We start from the raw sequence: 16,202 nt of genomic DNA on the forward strand, positions 1-16,202 counted from the left end.
CAGCAGACCCTCGACCAACGTCGCCGGCTGCACTACTCAACTGCAGCCTCAACCTCAACCCAGATGGGCCAGATCCTCTCTTAAATCGATTGCTGACTTGTCCAAAAGGTTCTGACGACGTACACCCCGTTTGCTGGCCTACTCGGGGTTTAATTCTGTGTCATCGGGGAGATGCGGACGCCGCGGCGCGCCTCGAACTCGCTCGCTCGCAACTTTAGGAGCAGCTCGGACGTGTTCGGGTACAGCTTGAACACCGCCATCTTGTCGAAGGGCCATTCGCGCGGATCGTCGCTCAGGAGATGTGGTGACGGCAGCAGGGCGGGATCGGAAGGCACGTAGCGGCCGCCAGCGTGCTCAACCGTGATGGTGTTCTGCGGCCAGTCGCGGATCACGGCCAGCACTTGCGCCCTGGTGCGGGCGACCAGGTTGCGGACTTGGCGCGGATTGAGTTTGATGCCCGCGGCGGGCGCGCTCAGGAAGCGAGCCACGGGTTGGTAGTCGCTCAGATGCCGGCCGCCGCGCGCCCTTTGCAGGCGCAAAACCAGGAACGTCACGTAGTCCGCAACTTCGGGATCGCCCACCGTTTGGCCCGGCCCCCTCAGCCGTCGCGCAAGTTTCCGTACTCGAAGCTCCTCGCGTATCTCGACCTTACGCGCGGCCGTCACGTGGCGCGAGCCGAGCGCCCCGGCGAGCGCCCTGGGCGTGGGTTCCAGCGCGTCGCCTGCCGCCGCGACGCAGCGAACAAACAGCCGACCCTCGAGAAAGGTCTCGAACTCCGCGAGCAGGAAAGCCGCAAACTCGGGCACGCCAACCTGCTCCGCGATCTGCCTTGCCGCGCGCCGCCGCGCCGGCGTGTAAGTTATCCGGCGCGCGTCGGACGCCGCGGACTCTCTTATGGCGTCGAGATTGAGACTGCCGCGATCGCCCCGCCGACGATCTGACTGAGTAGGTAAGCGACCGGCTGGATCGCGGCGTCGGGTTCTGGATAAGCTTTGCCAGCGTTTCACGACGACCCGATTGTTAAGCCGATCGGGGAAGCGCGCAAGGGCGCCGGCCTCACGGCGCCCTTTGCATTTTCGGCTCACCGTCTTCATCGCGCTCCCTGCTCGCGCTCGCCGCGGCCCTTCACGGCTTCACTCGCTCGCCTTGCTCCGTAGTGCAGCTCGCGCCGCACTCGGCAGCCCAGGGCAACACCTAGACCAAGGCTGAATCGTCTCTGCTAGCCGCGCGCCCGTCGCGGTGCGGAGCCGCGCTGCTCACCACGTCGGCGAGTGTTGCACGCGATCGCTCGATTCAGCGGTTCGGCCGCCGGCGGATCGTGGCTTCCCGCGCCCCGCGCCGCGCTCGCCAAGTTCCCGCTTCCAGTCGCGCCGAGTATACATTCCGGCGACAGGCTGGCAGCACTCCTGTCAACAGCCTGTTGCAAAGAAATTGTCGGACCGGCTTCAGCCCAACAGATTTGTGCAAGGAATTCCTATTTTTTGCTGCGCTGACGGCATCTGCCCGTCGCGCCGACGGGGTCCCCCTTTCCAGCCCGCTACTCGAACCTTTCTCACCCGCGCGATTTTCCCGTCGAGAGATTTTCCTCCCCTCCTCGCCTCAGCTCGACTCCCCCTGCTTGACAGCCCGTGCCGTAGAAAATAGCCCGGAGAGTGCCTATGAATGGAACCGCGACGCCGGCGAACTTGAGCGGCAACCCCGCGATGGCTGTCCGCTTCAGGATATGGCGCGAGCGCATCTTGCCGCGCGCCGCATACCGGATCGAGCCTCGCTTTTGGACGCCGGACGGGTTTCAGTTCGCCGAAGGGAAGGCAGACTGGCAACGCCGCGCACTCAAAAGTTTCGAGCCGCGCGTGACTGGCATGGCGTGGACCTCTAGCCGCCTGTACCTGGTCATCGCCACCAACACCGCGGTCTATGAGCACGCCGCGCAGTTAATGCACGCGCGCGCCCTGCTTCGCGCCGATCCCGACTACGCGGAGCACCGCGGCAAGCGCGTCTCGATGATTCTGCTCGCCCGCAAGGTTGAACCGGCGATCGCCGATTTCGCCCGCCGCCAGCGCGTGCGGGTCTTCGTACCGGCTGCCGTGGTCGGCGCCGAAGCCGCGACCTCTCCCGAGCCCGACAGCGCCGACAGCCGGGCAAACGGCCACTAAAACGGCCACTTGGCCTCTATCGCGCCCGCGCCGTGATGTCTCGCGTCGCGCTAAAGTCCTTCTCTCCGTATGGGGATATGTGGTGGGCGGTGTCCGGTTTGAACGGACGACCCTCGGCTTGTAAGGCCGATGCTCTACCACTGAGCTAACCGCCCGCGGCCGAAGTCCTGGCAAAGGAGGGCGCCTACGTGCGTCTTCAACACACGGGCCGCCCTGTTGAACTTATTTGATCGAGGCCGCGCGAGCCGGTCACGAACCTGCCGACGGCGACGACGACGCCGGCGCGGCGCTGACGCCTTCGTTGAGCGAGTCCTTCAATTGCTTGCCCGGCTTGAACTTTGCCGACCGGCTCGCCGCAATCTCGATCGATTCGCCGGTCTTTGGATTGCGGCCAGTGCGCGCCTGCCGTTCCGATACTGAAAACGTTCCGAAGCCCGAGATGTTCACACGCTCGCCCTGGCGCAGCGCGGCGATGACGTCGTCGAGCACGATGTTAATTGCGCGTTCGGCATCGGCCTTGTTGAGCGGAAGCTTGTTCGACAGCGCCTCTATGAGTTCAGCCTTGGTCATATGTAGCCTTCGGCGGTCTTCCCGAATATCTGCGACCGCACATTTTAGCCGCGCGCTTCCGGTTCCCACCGGAATTCGCGGCGTCCCCCGCTCAGAACCTACGACAAGTTCGTGGATACTGTAGTATCCTCTTCGTCTCCTGGCGTCATTAGACCCTTCGGTTCCGGCTCGCGCAGGAACGCGAGGTCGCTCTCGCCCTTGCCCGACTTGAAGAACGCATCCGGATCGGTCAGCACCAGCGCGTGCTTGAGCACTTCGTCCATGTGCTCGACCTGAATCAAGGTGATGCCCTTCATGATCTGCGGAGGGATCTCCTCGATGTCCTTGGCGTTATCCTTGGGCATCAGGATCGTCTTGATGCCGCCGCGATGCGCCGCGAGCACCTTCTCCTTGAGTCCTCCAATCGGCAGCACCCTTCCGCGCAGCGTAATTTCGCCCGTCATCGCAAGGTCGTTGCGAATCGGCGAGCGCGTGAGCGCCGATACCAGCGCGGTCGCGAGCGTGATTCCCGCCGACGGCCCGTCCTTGGGAATCGCGCCTTCGGGAACGTGGATGTGGATGTCGATCCGGTGATAGAAGCCACGATCGAGGCCGAGCACTTCCGCCCGCGAACGGACATACGAAAGCGCAGCCTGCGCCGATTCCTGCATCACGTCACCGAGCTGGCCGGTGATGGTCAGCTTGCCGCGTCCCGGAACGATCGTCACCTCGACGCTGAGCAGCTCGCCGCCGAGCTCCGTCCACGCCAGCCCGGTCGCCACTCCCACCTGCGGTACGGTCTCCGCCGTGCCGTAGCGGAACTTCGGAACGCCGAGGTACTTGCCCAGACTCGAACTTGAAACCTTGACGTGCGCGTTGCGATCGGTCTTGACGACTTCGACCGCAACCTTGCGGCAGATCGAGGCGAGTTCGCGCTCGAGATTTCTGACCCCCGCTTCGCGCGTGTAATGGCGGATGATGCCCTGGATCGCGCCGTCGGAGACCTCGATGTTCTCCGGCCGCAGCCCGTTGGCCTCCTGCTGCTTCTTCAGCAGGTACTTCTTGGCGATATTGAGCTTTTCCAATTCCGTGTAGCCGGGGATCCGGATGACTTCCATCCGGTCCTGGAGCGGCCGCGGGATGCGGTCGAGCGTATTCGCCGTCGTGATGAACAGCACTTTCGACAAATCGTAATCGCAGTCGAGATAGTGGTCGTTAAACGTGCAGTTCTGCTCGGGATCGAGAACTTCGAGCAGCGCCGATGACGGATCGCCGCGGAAGTCAGTGGACATCTTGTCCACTTCGTCGAACAGCAGCACGGGGTTGGACGACCCGGCCTTGCGAATCGACTGGATCACCTTGCCTGGCAGCGCGCCGATGTAAGTCCGGCGATGGCCGCGTATTTCGGCTTCGTCGCGCACGCCGCCCAGCGACACGCGCACGAATTTGCGTCCGGTCGCGCGCGCCACCGACTTGCCCAGCGAGGTCTTGCCGACGCCCGGAGGTCCGACCAGGCACAGGATGGGCCCCTTCATCTGGCCGACCAGGGTCTCGACCGCGAGGTATTCCAGGATGCGCTGTTTGACCTTGTCCAGGCCGTAATGATCTTCTTCGAGCACGCGCTCGGCTTCCTTGATGTCGAGTTTGTCTTCGGTGTACTCGAACCACGGCAGCCCAAGAAACCAATCGAGGTAGTTGCGCACGACGGTCGCCTCGGCGGACATCGGCGACATCATCTTGAGCTTCTTGATCTCGCGCTCGCACTTCTCGCGGGCCTCGGCGGGCATCTTCTTCTGCCGAAGTTTTTCTTCCAATTCCTGAATCTCGTTCTTGAATTCGTCCTTCTCGCCGAGCTCCTTCTGAATCGCCCGCATCTGCTCGTTGAGGTAGTACTCCTTGGACGTCTTCTCCATCTGCTTCTTGACGCGCGAGCGGATGCGTTTTTCGACCTCGAGGATTTCCAGCTCCGAGCGCATGTAGCCGAGAATCTTCTCCAGCCGCTCGGCCGGGATGGTCGATTCGAGCAGCGCCTGCTTGTCTTCGAGCTTGATCCCGAGATGTCCGACCAGCTTGTCGGCCAGGAACGCGGGATCGTCGACGGCCGCGATTGAGGTTACCATCTCGGGCGGAATCTTCTTGTTGAGCCGCGCGTAGTTGTCGAAGGTCGAGACCACCGAGCGCATCAGCGCCTCGACCTCGGTGGTACGCTCGCTGACTTCCTCGATCTCCTCCGCCTCGACCTGGAAATATTCCTCGTCGGCGACGTAACGGATCACGCGCGCGCGCTTCTTGCCTTCAACCAGCGCCTTGACGGTCCCGTCGGGCAGCCGCAACAGCTGCACGACGACGCCGAGCGTGCCGACCGCGTACAAGTCCCGCGGCGTGGGCTCGGCCACCTTGGGATCCTTCTGCGTCACCAGCAGAATCGGGGTCTTCTTGGCCTCGGCGGCTTCCAGAGCCTTGATCGACTTCTGGCGTCCGACGAAGATGGGATAGACTTCGTGTGGGAAAACGATCAGTTCGCGCAACGGGAACAATGGCACCACGTTCGTCGTTGCATCGCGATTATCTTTCTTGTCATTGCGAAAAAGCATCTTGTAGTTCTCGAGTCTCCCGGGCTATGCGGTTTCGGCGGTCTTTTGATAGACCAGCAGCGGCTGCTCCTTCTGAGTCACCACTTCCTCCGAGATTAGCACCTCCTTGATGTTAGGCTGTGAGGGGATTTCGTACATCAGGTCCACCATGATCGCTTCCATGATGGCGCGCAGTCCGCGAGCGCCCGACTTGCGCTTGAGCGCCTCGCGCGCAATCGCGCGCAGCGCACCCTGCGTGAATTTCAGGTGAACGTTCTCCATGTCGAAGAGCTTCTGATACTGGCGCACCAGCGCATTCTTCGGCTCGGTCAGGATTCGCACCAGCGCTTCCTCGTCCAATTCGCCCAGCGTCGCGATCACGGGCAGGCGGCCCACGAATTCCGGAATCAATCCGAACTTGAGCAAGTCCTCCGGCTGCACTTCATATAGAAGCTCGGAGACCGTCTTGGGGTCGCGATGCGTCAGGTCGGCCCGAAAGCCCATCGTCTTGCCCGAGATGCGCCGCCGGATGATGTCGTCCAGTCCAACGAACGCGCCGCCGCAGATGAACAGGATGTTGGTCGTGTCGACCTGCAGGAATTCCTGCTGCGGATGCTTGCGGCCGCCCTTGGGCGGTACCGACGCCATCGTGCCCTCGATGATCTTGAGCAGCGCCTGCTGGACGCCTTCGCCCGACACGTCGCGCGTGATCGACGGGTTGTCGCCCTTGCGCGCAATCTTGTCGATCTCGTCTATGTAAACTATCCCGCGCTGGCATCGCTCGATGTCGTAGTCGGCGTTCTGGAGCAGCGACAGTATGATGTTCTCGACGTCCTCGCCGACGTAGCCGGCCTCGGTCAGCGAAGTCGCGTCGGCGATCGTGAACGGCACCTGCAGGAAGCGCGCGAGGGTTTGCGCCAGCAGCGTCTTGCCGACTCCGGTCGGGCCAATCAGCAGGATGTTGGATTTCTGCAGCTCGACGTCGCCGGTCACCATCTGCGAGTCGATTCGTTTGTAGTGATTGTGGACCGCGACCGAGAGAATTTTCTTGGCCCGCTCCTGTCCGATCACGTACTGATCGAGCACCCGCTTGATTTCGGCGGGCTTGGGCACCGCCGAGCTTTGGCTGAACGCTTCCTCGCTGTCAGTCTCCTCGGCGATTATGTCGTTACAAAGGTCGATGCATTCGTCGCAAATATAAACCGTCGGGCCGGCAATCAGCTTTCGAACTTCGTCCTGGCTCTTCCCGCAAAAGGAGCAAACCAGGTTGCCCGAGCGGTCGTCATGCTTGGCCATACTGCCTCCCGCGGCTCACTTGGAGGGCCTTCGGCTAACGATTATCTCATCAATCAGTCCGTATTCAACCGCCTGCTCCGGCGACATGAAATAATCGCGATCGGTATCCTTCTCGATCTTACGCAGATTCTGTCCGGTATGCTTCATTATGATGCTGTTGATGTCCTCCCGCGCGCGCAAAATTTCCTTCGCGTGTATTTCGAGGTCGCTCGCCTGTCCCTGCATTCCGCCCAGCGGCTGATGCAGGATGATTCGCGCATGCGGGAGCGCGTAGCGCCGTCCCTTCGCACCCGCCAGCAGCAGGATTGCGCCCATGCTGCCCGCCTGACCCATGCACAGCGTCGATACGGGAGGCCGGATGAACTCCATCGTGTCGTAAATCGCCATCCCGGCCGTCACCGACCCGCCCGGCGAATTGATGTAAAAGTTGATCTCTTTTTCGGGGTCTTCGGATTCGAGGAACAGAAATTGAGCCGTGATCAGGTTGGCGACGTCGTCGGTGACTTCGGTGCCGAGAAAAACGATGCGGTCTTTCAGCAGGCGAGAGTAGATGTCATAGGCCCGCTCTCCGCGGCCGGTCTGTTCGATGACAATCGGTACCAGGGTGCTCATAAATCCGGTCCGCGCCACAGCCAGGTCGCGACAATTGAGAGAAGGCCGCTGACGCCTTCAAATTGTAACGTCTGGGAAATGGTCGAGCAACCGTGATTGGCTCCGAACGAAGTTGCATCGACGCTACTTCGGCTCGGATGCTGCATCTTCACGCTTGGCGCGGCTCAAAATAAAGTCCAGCGCCTTCTCCCGCCGCATCGATTGCCTCAGCGCCTCGCGATTCTCTTGCTTGCGGTAAAACTCGGCGGCGCGGTCGCGATTACGCCCGCTCTGCGTGACGATTGCCGCCACCCGCGCACCCAGCTCCCCGTCATCGATCTCGATCTTTTCCTGCTCCGCGAGCGCGTCCACGATCAGCTCGGTGCGCGCGCGCTTCTCGGCCCGCGTCTTCAGGTCGTCGGCGCTCTGCTTGACCCGCTCGCCGGCTTCCTCGTGCGACAGGCCGCCCGCTTCGAGCGTCTGATGCAGCTCGGCTTCCATCGCATTCAGCTCGCGCGCGACCAGCGATTCGGGCAGCTCGACCGGATTGCGCTCGATCACGAGATCGAGCAGTCCCTGCCGCGCGCGCGCGTTGGCCTCCTGCTTGGCGTGCGCGAGCAGTTCGCCGCGAACGCGGGTGCGGAACGCCTCGAGGTTTTCGTCGCCGAGATCCTTGGCGAAGTCATCATCGACGGCCGGCAACTCGCGCCGGTAGATCTCCTTGGGCGTCGCGCGCCATTCGATCGTTTTGCCGGCGAGGTCTTTGTGGCTGTAGTCCGCCGGGTAGCTCTTCGAGGCCTTCATCTGCTTGCCCAGCTCCGCGCCCTTGAGCACTTCGTACACGCCGTGGGCCAGCGCGCGCTCGGAAACTTCCACCAGCCGATCGTCGGGACGGGTGCTCGACAGCGGCTTGCCGTCCTCGAAGGCCTCGACCGAGGCGAGCGCGTAATCGCCGTCCTCGACGACGGTGCGATCCTCGATCTTCTTGAGCGTCGCCTGCCGCTCGCGAAAACGCGCGATCGCCTCTTCGACTTCATCGTCGCTGACCTCGACCTTGGACTCGGGCACCTTGAGACCCTCGTAGTCCTTGACCTCGATCTTCGGACGGAGATCGAACGTCGCGCTGAACTTGAGCGACAGGTCTTTCTGCAGGTCGCTCTGTTCGGTGACGATTTCGGGCGCCGCGACCGGCTTGAGGTCGTGCTCCTCGAGCGCCTTGTCGGTGTATTCCTTGACGAGTTTCTGAATCACCTCGCCGCGGACCTGGTCGCCGAAAAATCGCTCGAGCAGATTGCGCGGGGCATGGCCGGGACGGAAGCCCTTGAGCACAACGCCGCGTTTGAGTTCGTTGAATGCGCGATCCAGCTCGTGCTTGATTTCGTCGGGCTCGACTTCAATCGTAAGTTTGCGCCGGAGACTGCTGGGTTCTTCGATATTTACATTCATGGCGGTTTAACCTTTACAGATAAACACACCGCTGTCGCCGGAATCAACCGAGCGCCGCAATTCGACGCCCATTCGTCCTCGTTGTTTGGCGCCCCGCCGATAACTGGACTTCGTATTCAGAAAAACCTAGAGTGCCCCAGATACCCAGAGGGTAATCGCTCGGCTATGAACGGCGCGATCAAATTGCACAGCGGGCGGTGCCCTTAAACAAACCTCGACCTATCCAGGAGACTCGGAATTGCGATGAGCGAATCGAATATAGTTCTGCCCACTTTAACCAGCGGACAGGTCATGATCCTGTGGCTGGTGCTGCTCTCGGCGCTGGTCGCGCTGGCCTACGGAGTCGTGCTGATACGCGTGGTGCTGGCCGCCGACCCCGGACCCAAATCGATGACCGACGTGTCCGACGCGATCGAACTCGGCGCGATGGCGTATCTCGGACGGCAAGTCAAAACCATGATCTGGTTCGTCGCCGCCACCTTCGTCGCCCTGTTCCTCATGTACCGCAACGTCTATCAGGGCCTGTACCTGCCGCTCGGCATCTCGATCGCCTTCCTGATGGGCGTTACGGCTTCCTACAGTGCCGGTTACGTCGGGATGTGGCTGGCGGTCAAGGCCAACGTCCGCAGCGCCAACGCGGCGCTGACCAGCTTCAAGGGCGCGATGGAACTGGCCTTCAAGGCGGGCGGAGTCTCGGGGATGTTCACGGTCGGCCTGGGGTTGCTGGGCGCGACGATCATCTTCCTGGTGTTCCGCGAAAACGCGATGAAGGTGCTGGTCGGCTTCGGCTTCGGCGGCTCGCTGGCCGCGCTGTTCATGCGCGTCGGCGGCGGCATCTACACCAAGGCGGCTGACGTCGGCGGCGACCTGGTCGGCAAAATCGAGCAGGATCTCCCCGAAGACGACCCGCGCAACCCCGCCACGATTGCCGACAACGTCGGCGATAACGTCGGCGACTGCGCCGGCATGGCGGCCGACGTCTTCGAGTCCTACGAGGTGACGCTGGTCGCCGCGATCATCCTGGCGGCGTATGCGTTGCAGGAGTCGGACTTTATCGCCGCCTACGGCCAGTACGCGGGCGCGTTTGCGGTCAAACTGATCATGTTCGCCTTGATCCTGCGCGGCGTCGGCGTGTTTTCCTCGATCATCGGAATCATTGCGGTGCGCGTGCCGGCCGGCAAAATGCTCGATCCGATGCGCCCGATCACCATCGGCTACATGACCTCGGCGATCGCATCCGTGTTCGGATTCTTCGTCGTCAACTATTTTTACCTCGACGACCCGCGCACCGGCGTGACCGATTGGCGCTTCGCCTGCTGCGCGTCGCTCGGAATCGTGCTCGCGGTAGTGACGCTGTGGCTCACCAACTATTTCACGCATCCGGACAAGGGTCCCGTCACTGAAACCGCGATGGCGGCGCGCACCGGCCCCGCAACTCTGATTCTGTCGGGCATGGCCGAGGGCCTCGAGTCGTCGGTCTGGGCGCTGCTGGTGATCGCGGCCGCAATCGTCGGCGCGATGGCGATTTTTCACGAGTCGCTCGCGCTGCAGTTTTACGGAATCGCGCTGACCGGCCTCGGATTGCTCACGACCACCGGCTTCATCCTCGCGATGGACACCTACGGACCGATCACCGACAACGCCCACGGCATCTTCGAGATGGGCGGAATCCATCAGGAGGAGGCGTCCAAGACGCTGTCCTGGATGGACGCGATCGGCAACACCACCAAGGCTCTCACCAAGGGCCTGGCGATTGCGACCGCGGTGCTGGCCGCCGTCGCGCTGTTCCGGTCATTCATAGATGAGGCTCATCTCAGCGCGATTGGCGTGCAGATCAACATGCCCACCGTGTTCGTGGGCCTGATGATCGGCGGCGCGGTGCCGTTCCTGTTCAGTTCATTTGCGATTAAGGCGGTCAGCCGCGCGGCCTATCAGATCGTGTTCGAGGTCCGCCGCCAGCTTCGCACGCATCCGGGGATCATGGAGGGCAAAGAGCTGCCCGACTACGGCGCGTGCGTCGATATCGTCACGGCCGCTTCGCAGAAAGAGCTGCTAGGGCCTGGAATCCTTGCGATTTTCTCGCCCCTGCTGGTCGGTTTCGGTCTCGGCGCGGGCGCACTCGGCGGGTTCCTCGGCGGCACGATCCTGACCGGCCAGTTGATGGCGGTCTTCATGTCGAATGCGGGCGCGAACTGGGACAACGCCAAGAAAAAGATCGAGGACGGATTCCTGGGCGGCAAGGGCACTGACGTGCACAAGGCTTCCGTGGTGGGAGACACCGTCGGCGATCCGTTCAAGGATACGGCGGGCCCTGCGCTGAACCCGATGATCAAGGTGATGAACCTGGTCGCGATTTTAGCGGCGCCGTTCACCACCGTTGCGCTCGGCGGCGTGACGCTGGTGCGCGTCGCGGTGGTCGTGCTGTCGATCGTCGCGCTTTCGATCGCGGTCACCTTCTCCAAGCGCGGTTCCATCGCGGAAGAGAGCCTGGCTATCGAGACCAAGCGGGCCGCCTGAGCGGATTTCACAGCTCGCATTCCTTGAAGGGCCGCACGCATCGTCGTGCGGCCCTTTTCTTTTTGCTTCGATTCCCAATTCTCCGTATCTTCGCGGTTCATCCCTATGGCAATCGAATATCGCGCACGCCAACGCAGGACCGTTGCCGCCCGCCGAGTACGAAGCGATTCGCGCTCGATGGCGCTCGGTCGCTCCCCGTGATTGGACTGGACAGCGCTAGCAGTGCGTTCGCCGGACAACAAACAGACGGGCGATAGCGTCGAGGTCGTGTGAGTCGCCGCCAACCTCGGGTGCAGGCGCCATTGACGGGCGGCTGTCCTGCGGACAATTGTAAGATCAAGCGTAGAAACACTGCTGGAGCAATGGTTCTTCGACCCGCACACACCGCTTTCCTTTTCTTCATTGCGATTTGCGCAGGTTTGCGCGGCGGTCTGGTCAACGCTGCTGAACACCCCGACGCCTTCCTCACGTACCCCAATGCCGCAAACGTATGGACTGGCAGTGTGGGCTCGACCGACCAGCTTACCTACGATGTAGTTGCGAAGTATCCAGCCTCTCACGTTATCGGCTGGATTTCCCGCAAGCTGCAAAAGGCTGGCTGGGAACCTCTTGTGTATGATTTCTTAAACCCGGGCTTACCCTCATCTCGAGTGACGGGTTGGCAGGAGTTCCTGGACGGAACAAAAGACCCCACGTTATGTGTTCACCAATGGATTGGCGATTGGAAAGACGCAGCCGGAAATATCGTCAGGTATTTGTTTCGCTATACGCAACTTGAATGTGGGACCTCCGATCTCACTGACCTCGCAGTGAGCGCTGTATACGTTCCCGCGGCTGCGGCTCGGCAAGCAGAGCAGATGTTCGGGCAGCAGGAGAAGGAACACAAGCCACAGTGACTGCGCGCAGGCACGGATGAGTTCCTGGCGTTTTGTCCCGCTTGCGATGCTGGCGATGTACGCAGCCGTGATGAGCGGAATCATTCTGCAATACCGCCGCAGGTACGGCCGCTCGCCCATTCGGCTTTCCGGTTCGGATGGGGCCATGGATAGGATTAAGGAGGCCGCCCTCATTCTCTTTGGTGTTCTGCTTGTTTGGCAGGCCGCTGCGGCCGCCTTTGGGCTGTACATCCCACTGGGGAACCGGCTTTTCGATCCGCTGCCCGCTTTGGGCACGATAATCGCGTTTGCGGGTGCGTCATTGATTCTCAGCGCGATCGTGACCATGGGCGCGTCTTGGGACATCCCGATCAGCCCCGAGCAGAACAGTCCCGCGGCTGGGCTTATAACCTCCGGACCGTTCCGGTTTTCGCGCAATCCGATCTATCTCGGGATGCTCGTAACGCTGGTGGGCTGGATGCTGCTGATTCCGGCGCTGCTCTCGTTCATCATCCTGATTGGGGCCATCCTGAACCTCCGCCATCAGGCGCTCGAAGAGGAAGAGTATCTGATCCGGACGTACGGCCCGGACTACGCGGTGTGGGCGCGCGAGGTCGGCCGCTTCGTCCCCTGGTTCGGCCGGCTTGCGTGATCGAACCGCGCGCGAATTTAGGATCCGGATCGCTTTCAGCTCAGGAAGATTGATAGGTTCTGCCGACCGAACGGACGCATGGGCGATTCTTACAGATACAAACCGCTTGGCTACTTTGCGCTGGTGTTCGCTCTGACTTGGGCGTCCTGGTCATTCGCTGCTTACTACAGCTACCAGCGCGAAATGGGGCTGTACAGCAACCTGTTCGCGCTGCTTGGGCTGCTGGGGCCTTTTTTTGCAGCCCTGATCATGATCCGGAATTCAGGGAGCCGGGACCTGAAGCACGATGTCAGGGAGAGATTTGTCGATCTCAGGCTCATCAGACCCGGCTACATCCCGGTCATTTTGATCCTGATGCCGTTTACGTTGTTTCTTTCGACATGGCTGTCGATTGGTGTTGGCCGATCCGCCGATCAGTTCCGCTTTTCGGGCGGATTTGCGGCTATGCTGCCGATCATCCTTCTTGCCCCCACCTTCGAAGAGCTCGGATGGCGAGGCTACGGAATGGACAGCCTCCTGGCGAAATTCGGCATGATGAAGGCGACGCTGTTGTTCAGCGTCCTATGGGCGATATGGCACGTTCCCCTGTTCTTCATCGATCGCACCTATCAGAACGGCCTGTGGAACAGCAGCCCGATTTACGTCGCCAACTTCTTTGTCAGCATCCTCCCGGCAGCCATCCTCATGAACTGGGTGTACTACAAAAACAATCGAAGCATCGTGGCCGCGATCCTGTTGCATATGGCGCTGGATGCAACCGCGGAGGCGTTCCAAACCGAACAATTTACCAAATGCATCTGGACGGGTGTGTTGTTGTTCATTTCGATTCTGGTCATCGCGGCAAACAGAGCATTCTTCTTCGCAGCAGGGGCCCCGGTCCCTGCACCTGAGTAAGGAGAAAAGAGGCGGAATTCGGATTCCCGAAACTCATACCGGGTTTCGGACTTTCTGTGTGAACCGGATTCGGCACGGAGCAGAGCGCATGGAAATCGCATGGATCGGAACCGGAATAATGGGCGCGCCGATGGCGCGACGACTACTCGGCGGAGGCCATCGCGTCCGCGTCTTCAATCGCTCAGCCGACAAGGCGCGAGCACTCGCCCCTGACGGCGCGATCATCGTCGCCGACGCCGCTGCGTGCGTCGCTGGTAGCGAAGTCGTGTTCATCATGGTGCCCGACACGCCCGACGTGGAGGCGACCGTCGCGAAGATCGAGCCCGCACTGAAGACCGGGCAACTCGTCGTCGATATGAGCACTATTTCGCCGATGGCGGAGCGCGCGATCGCGTCGCGCCTGAAGCCGGCCGGCGTCGATTACCTGGATGCGCCGGTATCGGGCGGCGACGTCGGCGCACGCGACGGCACGCTCGCGATAATGGTTGGCGGGGAAGCGTCGGCGTTCGAGCGTGCGCGTCCGCTGTTCGATCTGCTTGGGCGCAGGGTCACGCACATGGGCGCGTCGGGCGCGGGCCAGATGACCAAGCTTGCCAATCAGATCGCGGTCGCGCTTGCGCTGGAGGCGGCGGCCGAGGCGATCAAGTTCGCGGAGGCCGGCGGTCTCGATGCGTCGCGGGTGGTCGAGGCGATAGGCGCGGGCGCGGCCGCGTCGTGGCAGTTGTCGAATCTCGGTCCCAAAATAATAGCCGGCGATTATCGGCCCGGATTCTTTATCAAGCTGATTCGCAAGGACCTCCGCCTGGTGGTCGAGGCGGCGCGTGAATCGGGCCTCGCGCTGCCCGGACTTTCGCTGATGGCGTCGATGTTCAACGCCGCCGCCGTGCTTGGTCACGATCTCGACGGAACGCAGGCGGTCGCGGCGGCACTCGACAGATTGGCGGACGTGAAGTAGTAGCAGAGTTGAACCCGGATTTTTTGGAGGCCAAAAATGGCAGACCATCTGCTCACGGAACTGAAGGACCGCGTCCTTTACCTCACGATGAATCGGCCCGACAAGCTCAACGCGATGAGCATCGAGATGATGGGCGGGCTGGTGGACAACCTGACGCGCGCCGCGACCAATCGCGAGATTGGCGCCGTCGTGCTGACCGGTGCGGGGCGCGGATTCTGCTCCGGCGGAGATATCGGCGCGATGCGCGAACGCAACGAGGGCGCAGGCGGATCGGGCGCGCCGCAGACGGTCGAGGACCTCGTCGCGGGGCTGCGGCGCGGCGAAGAGGCGTCGCGGATGCTGCACGAGATGGCGAAGGTGACGATCGCGGCGGTCAACGGACCCGCGGCCGGCGCGGGCCTGAGCCTGGCGATGGCGTGCGACATCAGGATCGCGTCCGACACGGCGCGCTTCGCCACGGCGTTCGCCAAGGTCGGTTTCGCGGGTGATTACGGCGGCACCTGGTCGCTGACGCAATTGGTCGGGTCGGCCAAGGCGCGCGAATTATATTTCCTGGCCGACGTGATCGGCGCCGACGAGGCGTTGCGAATCGGACTGGCAAATCGCGTCGTGCCGTCGGCGTCGTTCCGCGACGAGGTGCATGCGATAGCGTCGAGGATCGCCAACGGGCCGTCGATTGCCTATTCGTATATGAAGGCGAATCTCAACGCGGCGATCAATCACGAGTTCAACGAGCTGCTCGACCGCGAGGCGTGGGGGCAAATTATGACCGGCCTTACCGAGGATCATCGCGAGGCCGTCAAAGCGTTTCTCGCCAAGCGCCCGCCGACGTTTAAGGGCAGATAGGCGCTGAGGGGGTGTCCCGGATCCGGGGGTCAACGATGGACTTCAAGACGATCATCTACGATGCGCGCGACCACGTCGCGAAAATCACCATCAACCGCGCCGAGCGGATGAACGGCTACAACGACACGATGGTCAAGGAAATGTGCGCGGCGATTGATCTCGCGCGCCAGGACGACGAAGTCCGCGTGTTGATCATCACGGGCAGCGGACGCGCGTTCTGCGCCGGTGGCGATATCAGCGGCGCGCCCGAGAGCCGCTCGCGATTTCATGGGCATCCGATGGGTCATATGCTGGAGATGCGCGAAGGGTTCCATCAGCTGGTGTTGTCGCTGCATCGCTTCGACAAGCCGGTGATCGCGGCGATTAACGGCGCGGCGGTGGCGGGCGGCCTGACGCTCGCGCTCTCGTGCGATTTTAGAATCGCCTCGGACCAGGCGCGGCTGGGGGACACCGCGCTCAAGTTCGCGCTGCTCTGCGACGAAGGCGGAGCGTACCTTTTCCCCCGCTTCATGGGATTGGATCGCGCACTCAAGATGACGCTGCTGTCCGAAGTCTATGACGCCAGGACGGCGCTCGAACTCGGGCTGGTTACAGAAGTGGTGCCGCACGCGGAACTCGAGGCGCGGGTGAACGATTTCGCGCGGCGGCTCGCCGACGGACCGCCCTTGGCAATAAGGCTGGCCAAACGCATGATGTACAAGCAGCGCGAGATGACGCTGGAGAATGCGCTCGAGGACGCCGCGCTCAACGTGATGATCACAAACCCGTCCGAAGACGTGCGCGAGGGCATCCGCGCCTTCCGCGAAAAACGCAAGCCGAATTTCAAGGGCAAGTGAGTTTTTACTTTTCACT

The 16,202-nt window shown here is 62.0% G+C and carries 14 protein-coding genes and 1 tRNA gene; 8 read left to right on the plus strand and 7 right to left on the minus strand.

Features of this window, described 5'->3' with window-relative positions:
* Nucleotides 1-149: 149 nt before the first annotated feature.
* Nucleotides 150-806, minus strand: coding sequence for a hypothetical protein (locus ABR989_RS15095; RefSeq protein ID WP_428130105.1), 657 nt, complete (start codon nt 804-806; stop codon nt 150-152).
* Nucleotides 807-1,658: 852 nt separating this feature from the next.
* On the opposite strand from ABR989_RS15095, the gene ABR989_RS15100 reads away from it, so the two are divergent.
* Nucleotides 1,659-2,156 carry a hypothetical protein gene (locus ABR989_RS15100; RefSeq protein WP_428130107.1) on the plus strand — a complete coding sequence of 166 codons (498 nt, stop codon included), beginning with the start codon at nt 1,659-1,661 and terminating at the stop codon, nt 2,154-2,156.
* Nucleotides 2,157-2,236: 80 nt separating this feature from the next.
* On the opposite strand, the gene ABR989_RS15105 is transcribed toward ABR989_RS15100, so the two are convergent.
* From ABR989_RS15105 to tig, 6 genes are all read right to left on the minus strand, one after another.
* Nucleotides 2,237-2,311, minus strand: a tRNA-Val gene (locus ABR989_RS15105).
* Between the two features lie 94 nt (nt 2,312-2,405).
* The gene (locus ABR989_RS15110) at nt 2,406-2,726 is read right to left on the minus strand and encodes an HU family DNA-binding protein (protein WP_424671241.1); all 321 of its coding nucleotides are present in this window, start codon (nt 2,724-2,726) and stop codon (nt 2,406-2,408) included.
* 98 nt (nt 2,727-2,824) lie between these two features.
* Entirely contained in the window at nt 2,825-5,299 is a 2,475-nt protein-coding gene (gene lon, locus ABR989_RS15115; protein ID WP_428130108.1) for an endopeptidase La, read from the minus strand.
* A 24-nt stretch (nt 5,300-5,323) separates the two neighbouring features.
* On the minus strand, nt 5,324-6,574 hold the full coding sequence (gene clpX, locus ABR989_RS15120; RefSeq protein ID WP_423950428.1) for an ATP-dependent Clp protease ATP-binding subunit ClpX: 1,251 nt from the start codon (nt 6,572-6,574) through the stop codon (nt 5,324-5,326).
* Nucleotides 6,575-6,589: 15 nt separating this feature from the next.
* Nucleotides 6,590-7,186 carry an ATP-dependent Clp endopeptidase proteolytic subunit ClpP gene (gene clpP, locus ABR989_RS15125; RefSeq protein ID WP_428130109.1) on the minus strand — a complete coding sequence of 199 codons (597 nt, stop codon included), beginning with the start codon at nt 7,184-7,186 and terminating at the stop codon, nt 6,590-6,592.
* A 123-nt stretch (nt 7,187-7,309) separates the two neighbouring features.
* The gene (gene tig / locus ABR989_RS15130) at nt 7,310-8,611 is read right to left on the minus strand and encodes a trigger factor (RefSeq protein WP_428130110.1); all 1,302 of its coding nucleotides are present in this window, start codon (nt 8,609-8,611) and stop codon (nt 7,310-7,312) included.
* A 243-nt stretch (nt 8,612-8,854) separates the two neighbouring features.
* Between tig and ABR989_RS15135 the strand changes: the two genes are divergently transcribed.
* The 7 genes from ABR989_RS15135 to ABR989_RS15165 all read left to right on the plus strand — a co-directional run bounded on the left by ABR989_RS15135 (nt 8,855) and on the right by ABR989_RS15165 (nt 16,186).
* A complete protein-coding gene (locus ABR989_RS15135; protein WP_428130112.1) occupies nt 8,855-11,128 on the plus strand; it encodes a sodium-translocating pyrophosphatase in 2,274 nt (757 codons plus the stop codon).
* 362 nt (nt 11,129-11,490) lie between these two features.
* The gene (locus ABR989_RS15140) at nt 11,491-12,024 is read left to right on the plus strand and encodes a hypothetical protein (RefSeq protein WP_428130114.1); all 534 of its coding nucleotides are present in this window, start codon (nt 11,491-11,493) and stop codon (nt 12,022-12,024) included.
* 16 nt (nt 12,025-12,040) lie between these two features.
* On the plus strand, nt 12,041-12,655 hold the full coding sequence (locus ABR989_RS15145; RefSeq protein ID WP_428130115.1) for a methyltransferase family protein: 615 nt from the start codon (nt 12,041-12,043) through the stop codon (nt 12,653-12,655).
* Between the two features lie 78 nt (nt 12,656-12,733).
* Nucleotides 12,734-13,549: a CPBP family intramembrane glutamic endopeptidase gene (locus ABR989_RS15150; RefSeq protein ID WP_428130116.1), complete on the plus strand. Its 816-nt coding sequence runs from the start codon at nt 12,734-12,736 to the stop codon at nt 13,547-13,549.
* 88 nt (nt 13,550-13,637) lie between these two features.
* Nucleotides 13,638-14,504 (plus strand): NAD(P)-dependent oxidoreductase, encoded by an 867-nt coding sequence (locus tag ABR989_RS15155; RefSeq protein ID WP_428130117.1) that lies wholly within the window; start codon nt 13,638-13,640, stop codon nt 14,502-14,504.
* A 36-nt stretch (nt 14,505-14,540) separates the two neighbouring features.
* Complete coding sequence (locus ABR989_RS15160) at nt 14,541-15,350, plus strand: enoyl-CoA hydratase (RefSeq protein ID WP_428130119.1); 810 nt, start codon at nt 14,541-14,543, stop codon at nt 15,348-15,350.
* Between the two features lie 35 nt (nt 15,351-15,385).
* Nucleotides 15,386-16,186, plus strand: a complete 801-nt coding sequence (locus ABR989_RS15165) for an enoyl-CoA hydratase/isomerase family protein (protein ID WP_428130120.1) — start codon at nt 15,386-15,388, stop codon at nt 16,184-16,186.
* Nucleotides 16,187-16,202: the final 16 nt, after the last annotated feature.

It is taken from the genome of Binatus soli (SeqCode) (assembly GCF_050015535.1).
Lineage (GTDB): Bacteria > Desulfobacterota > Binatia > Binatales > Binataceae > Binatus > Binatus soli.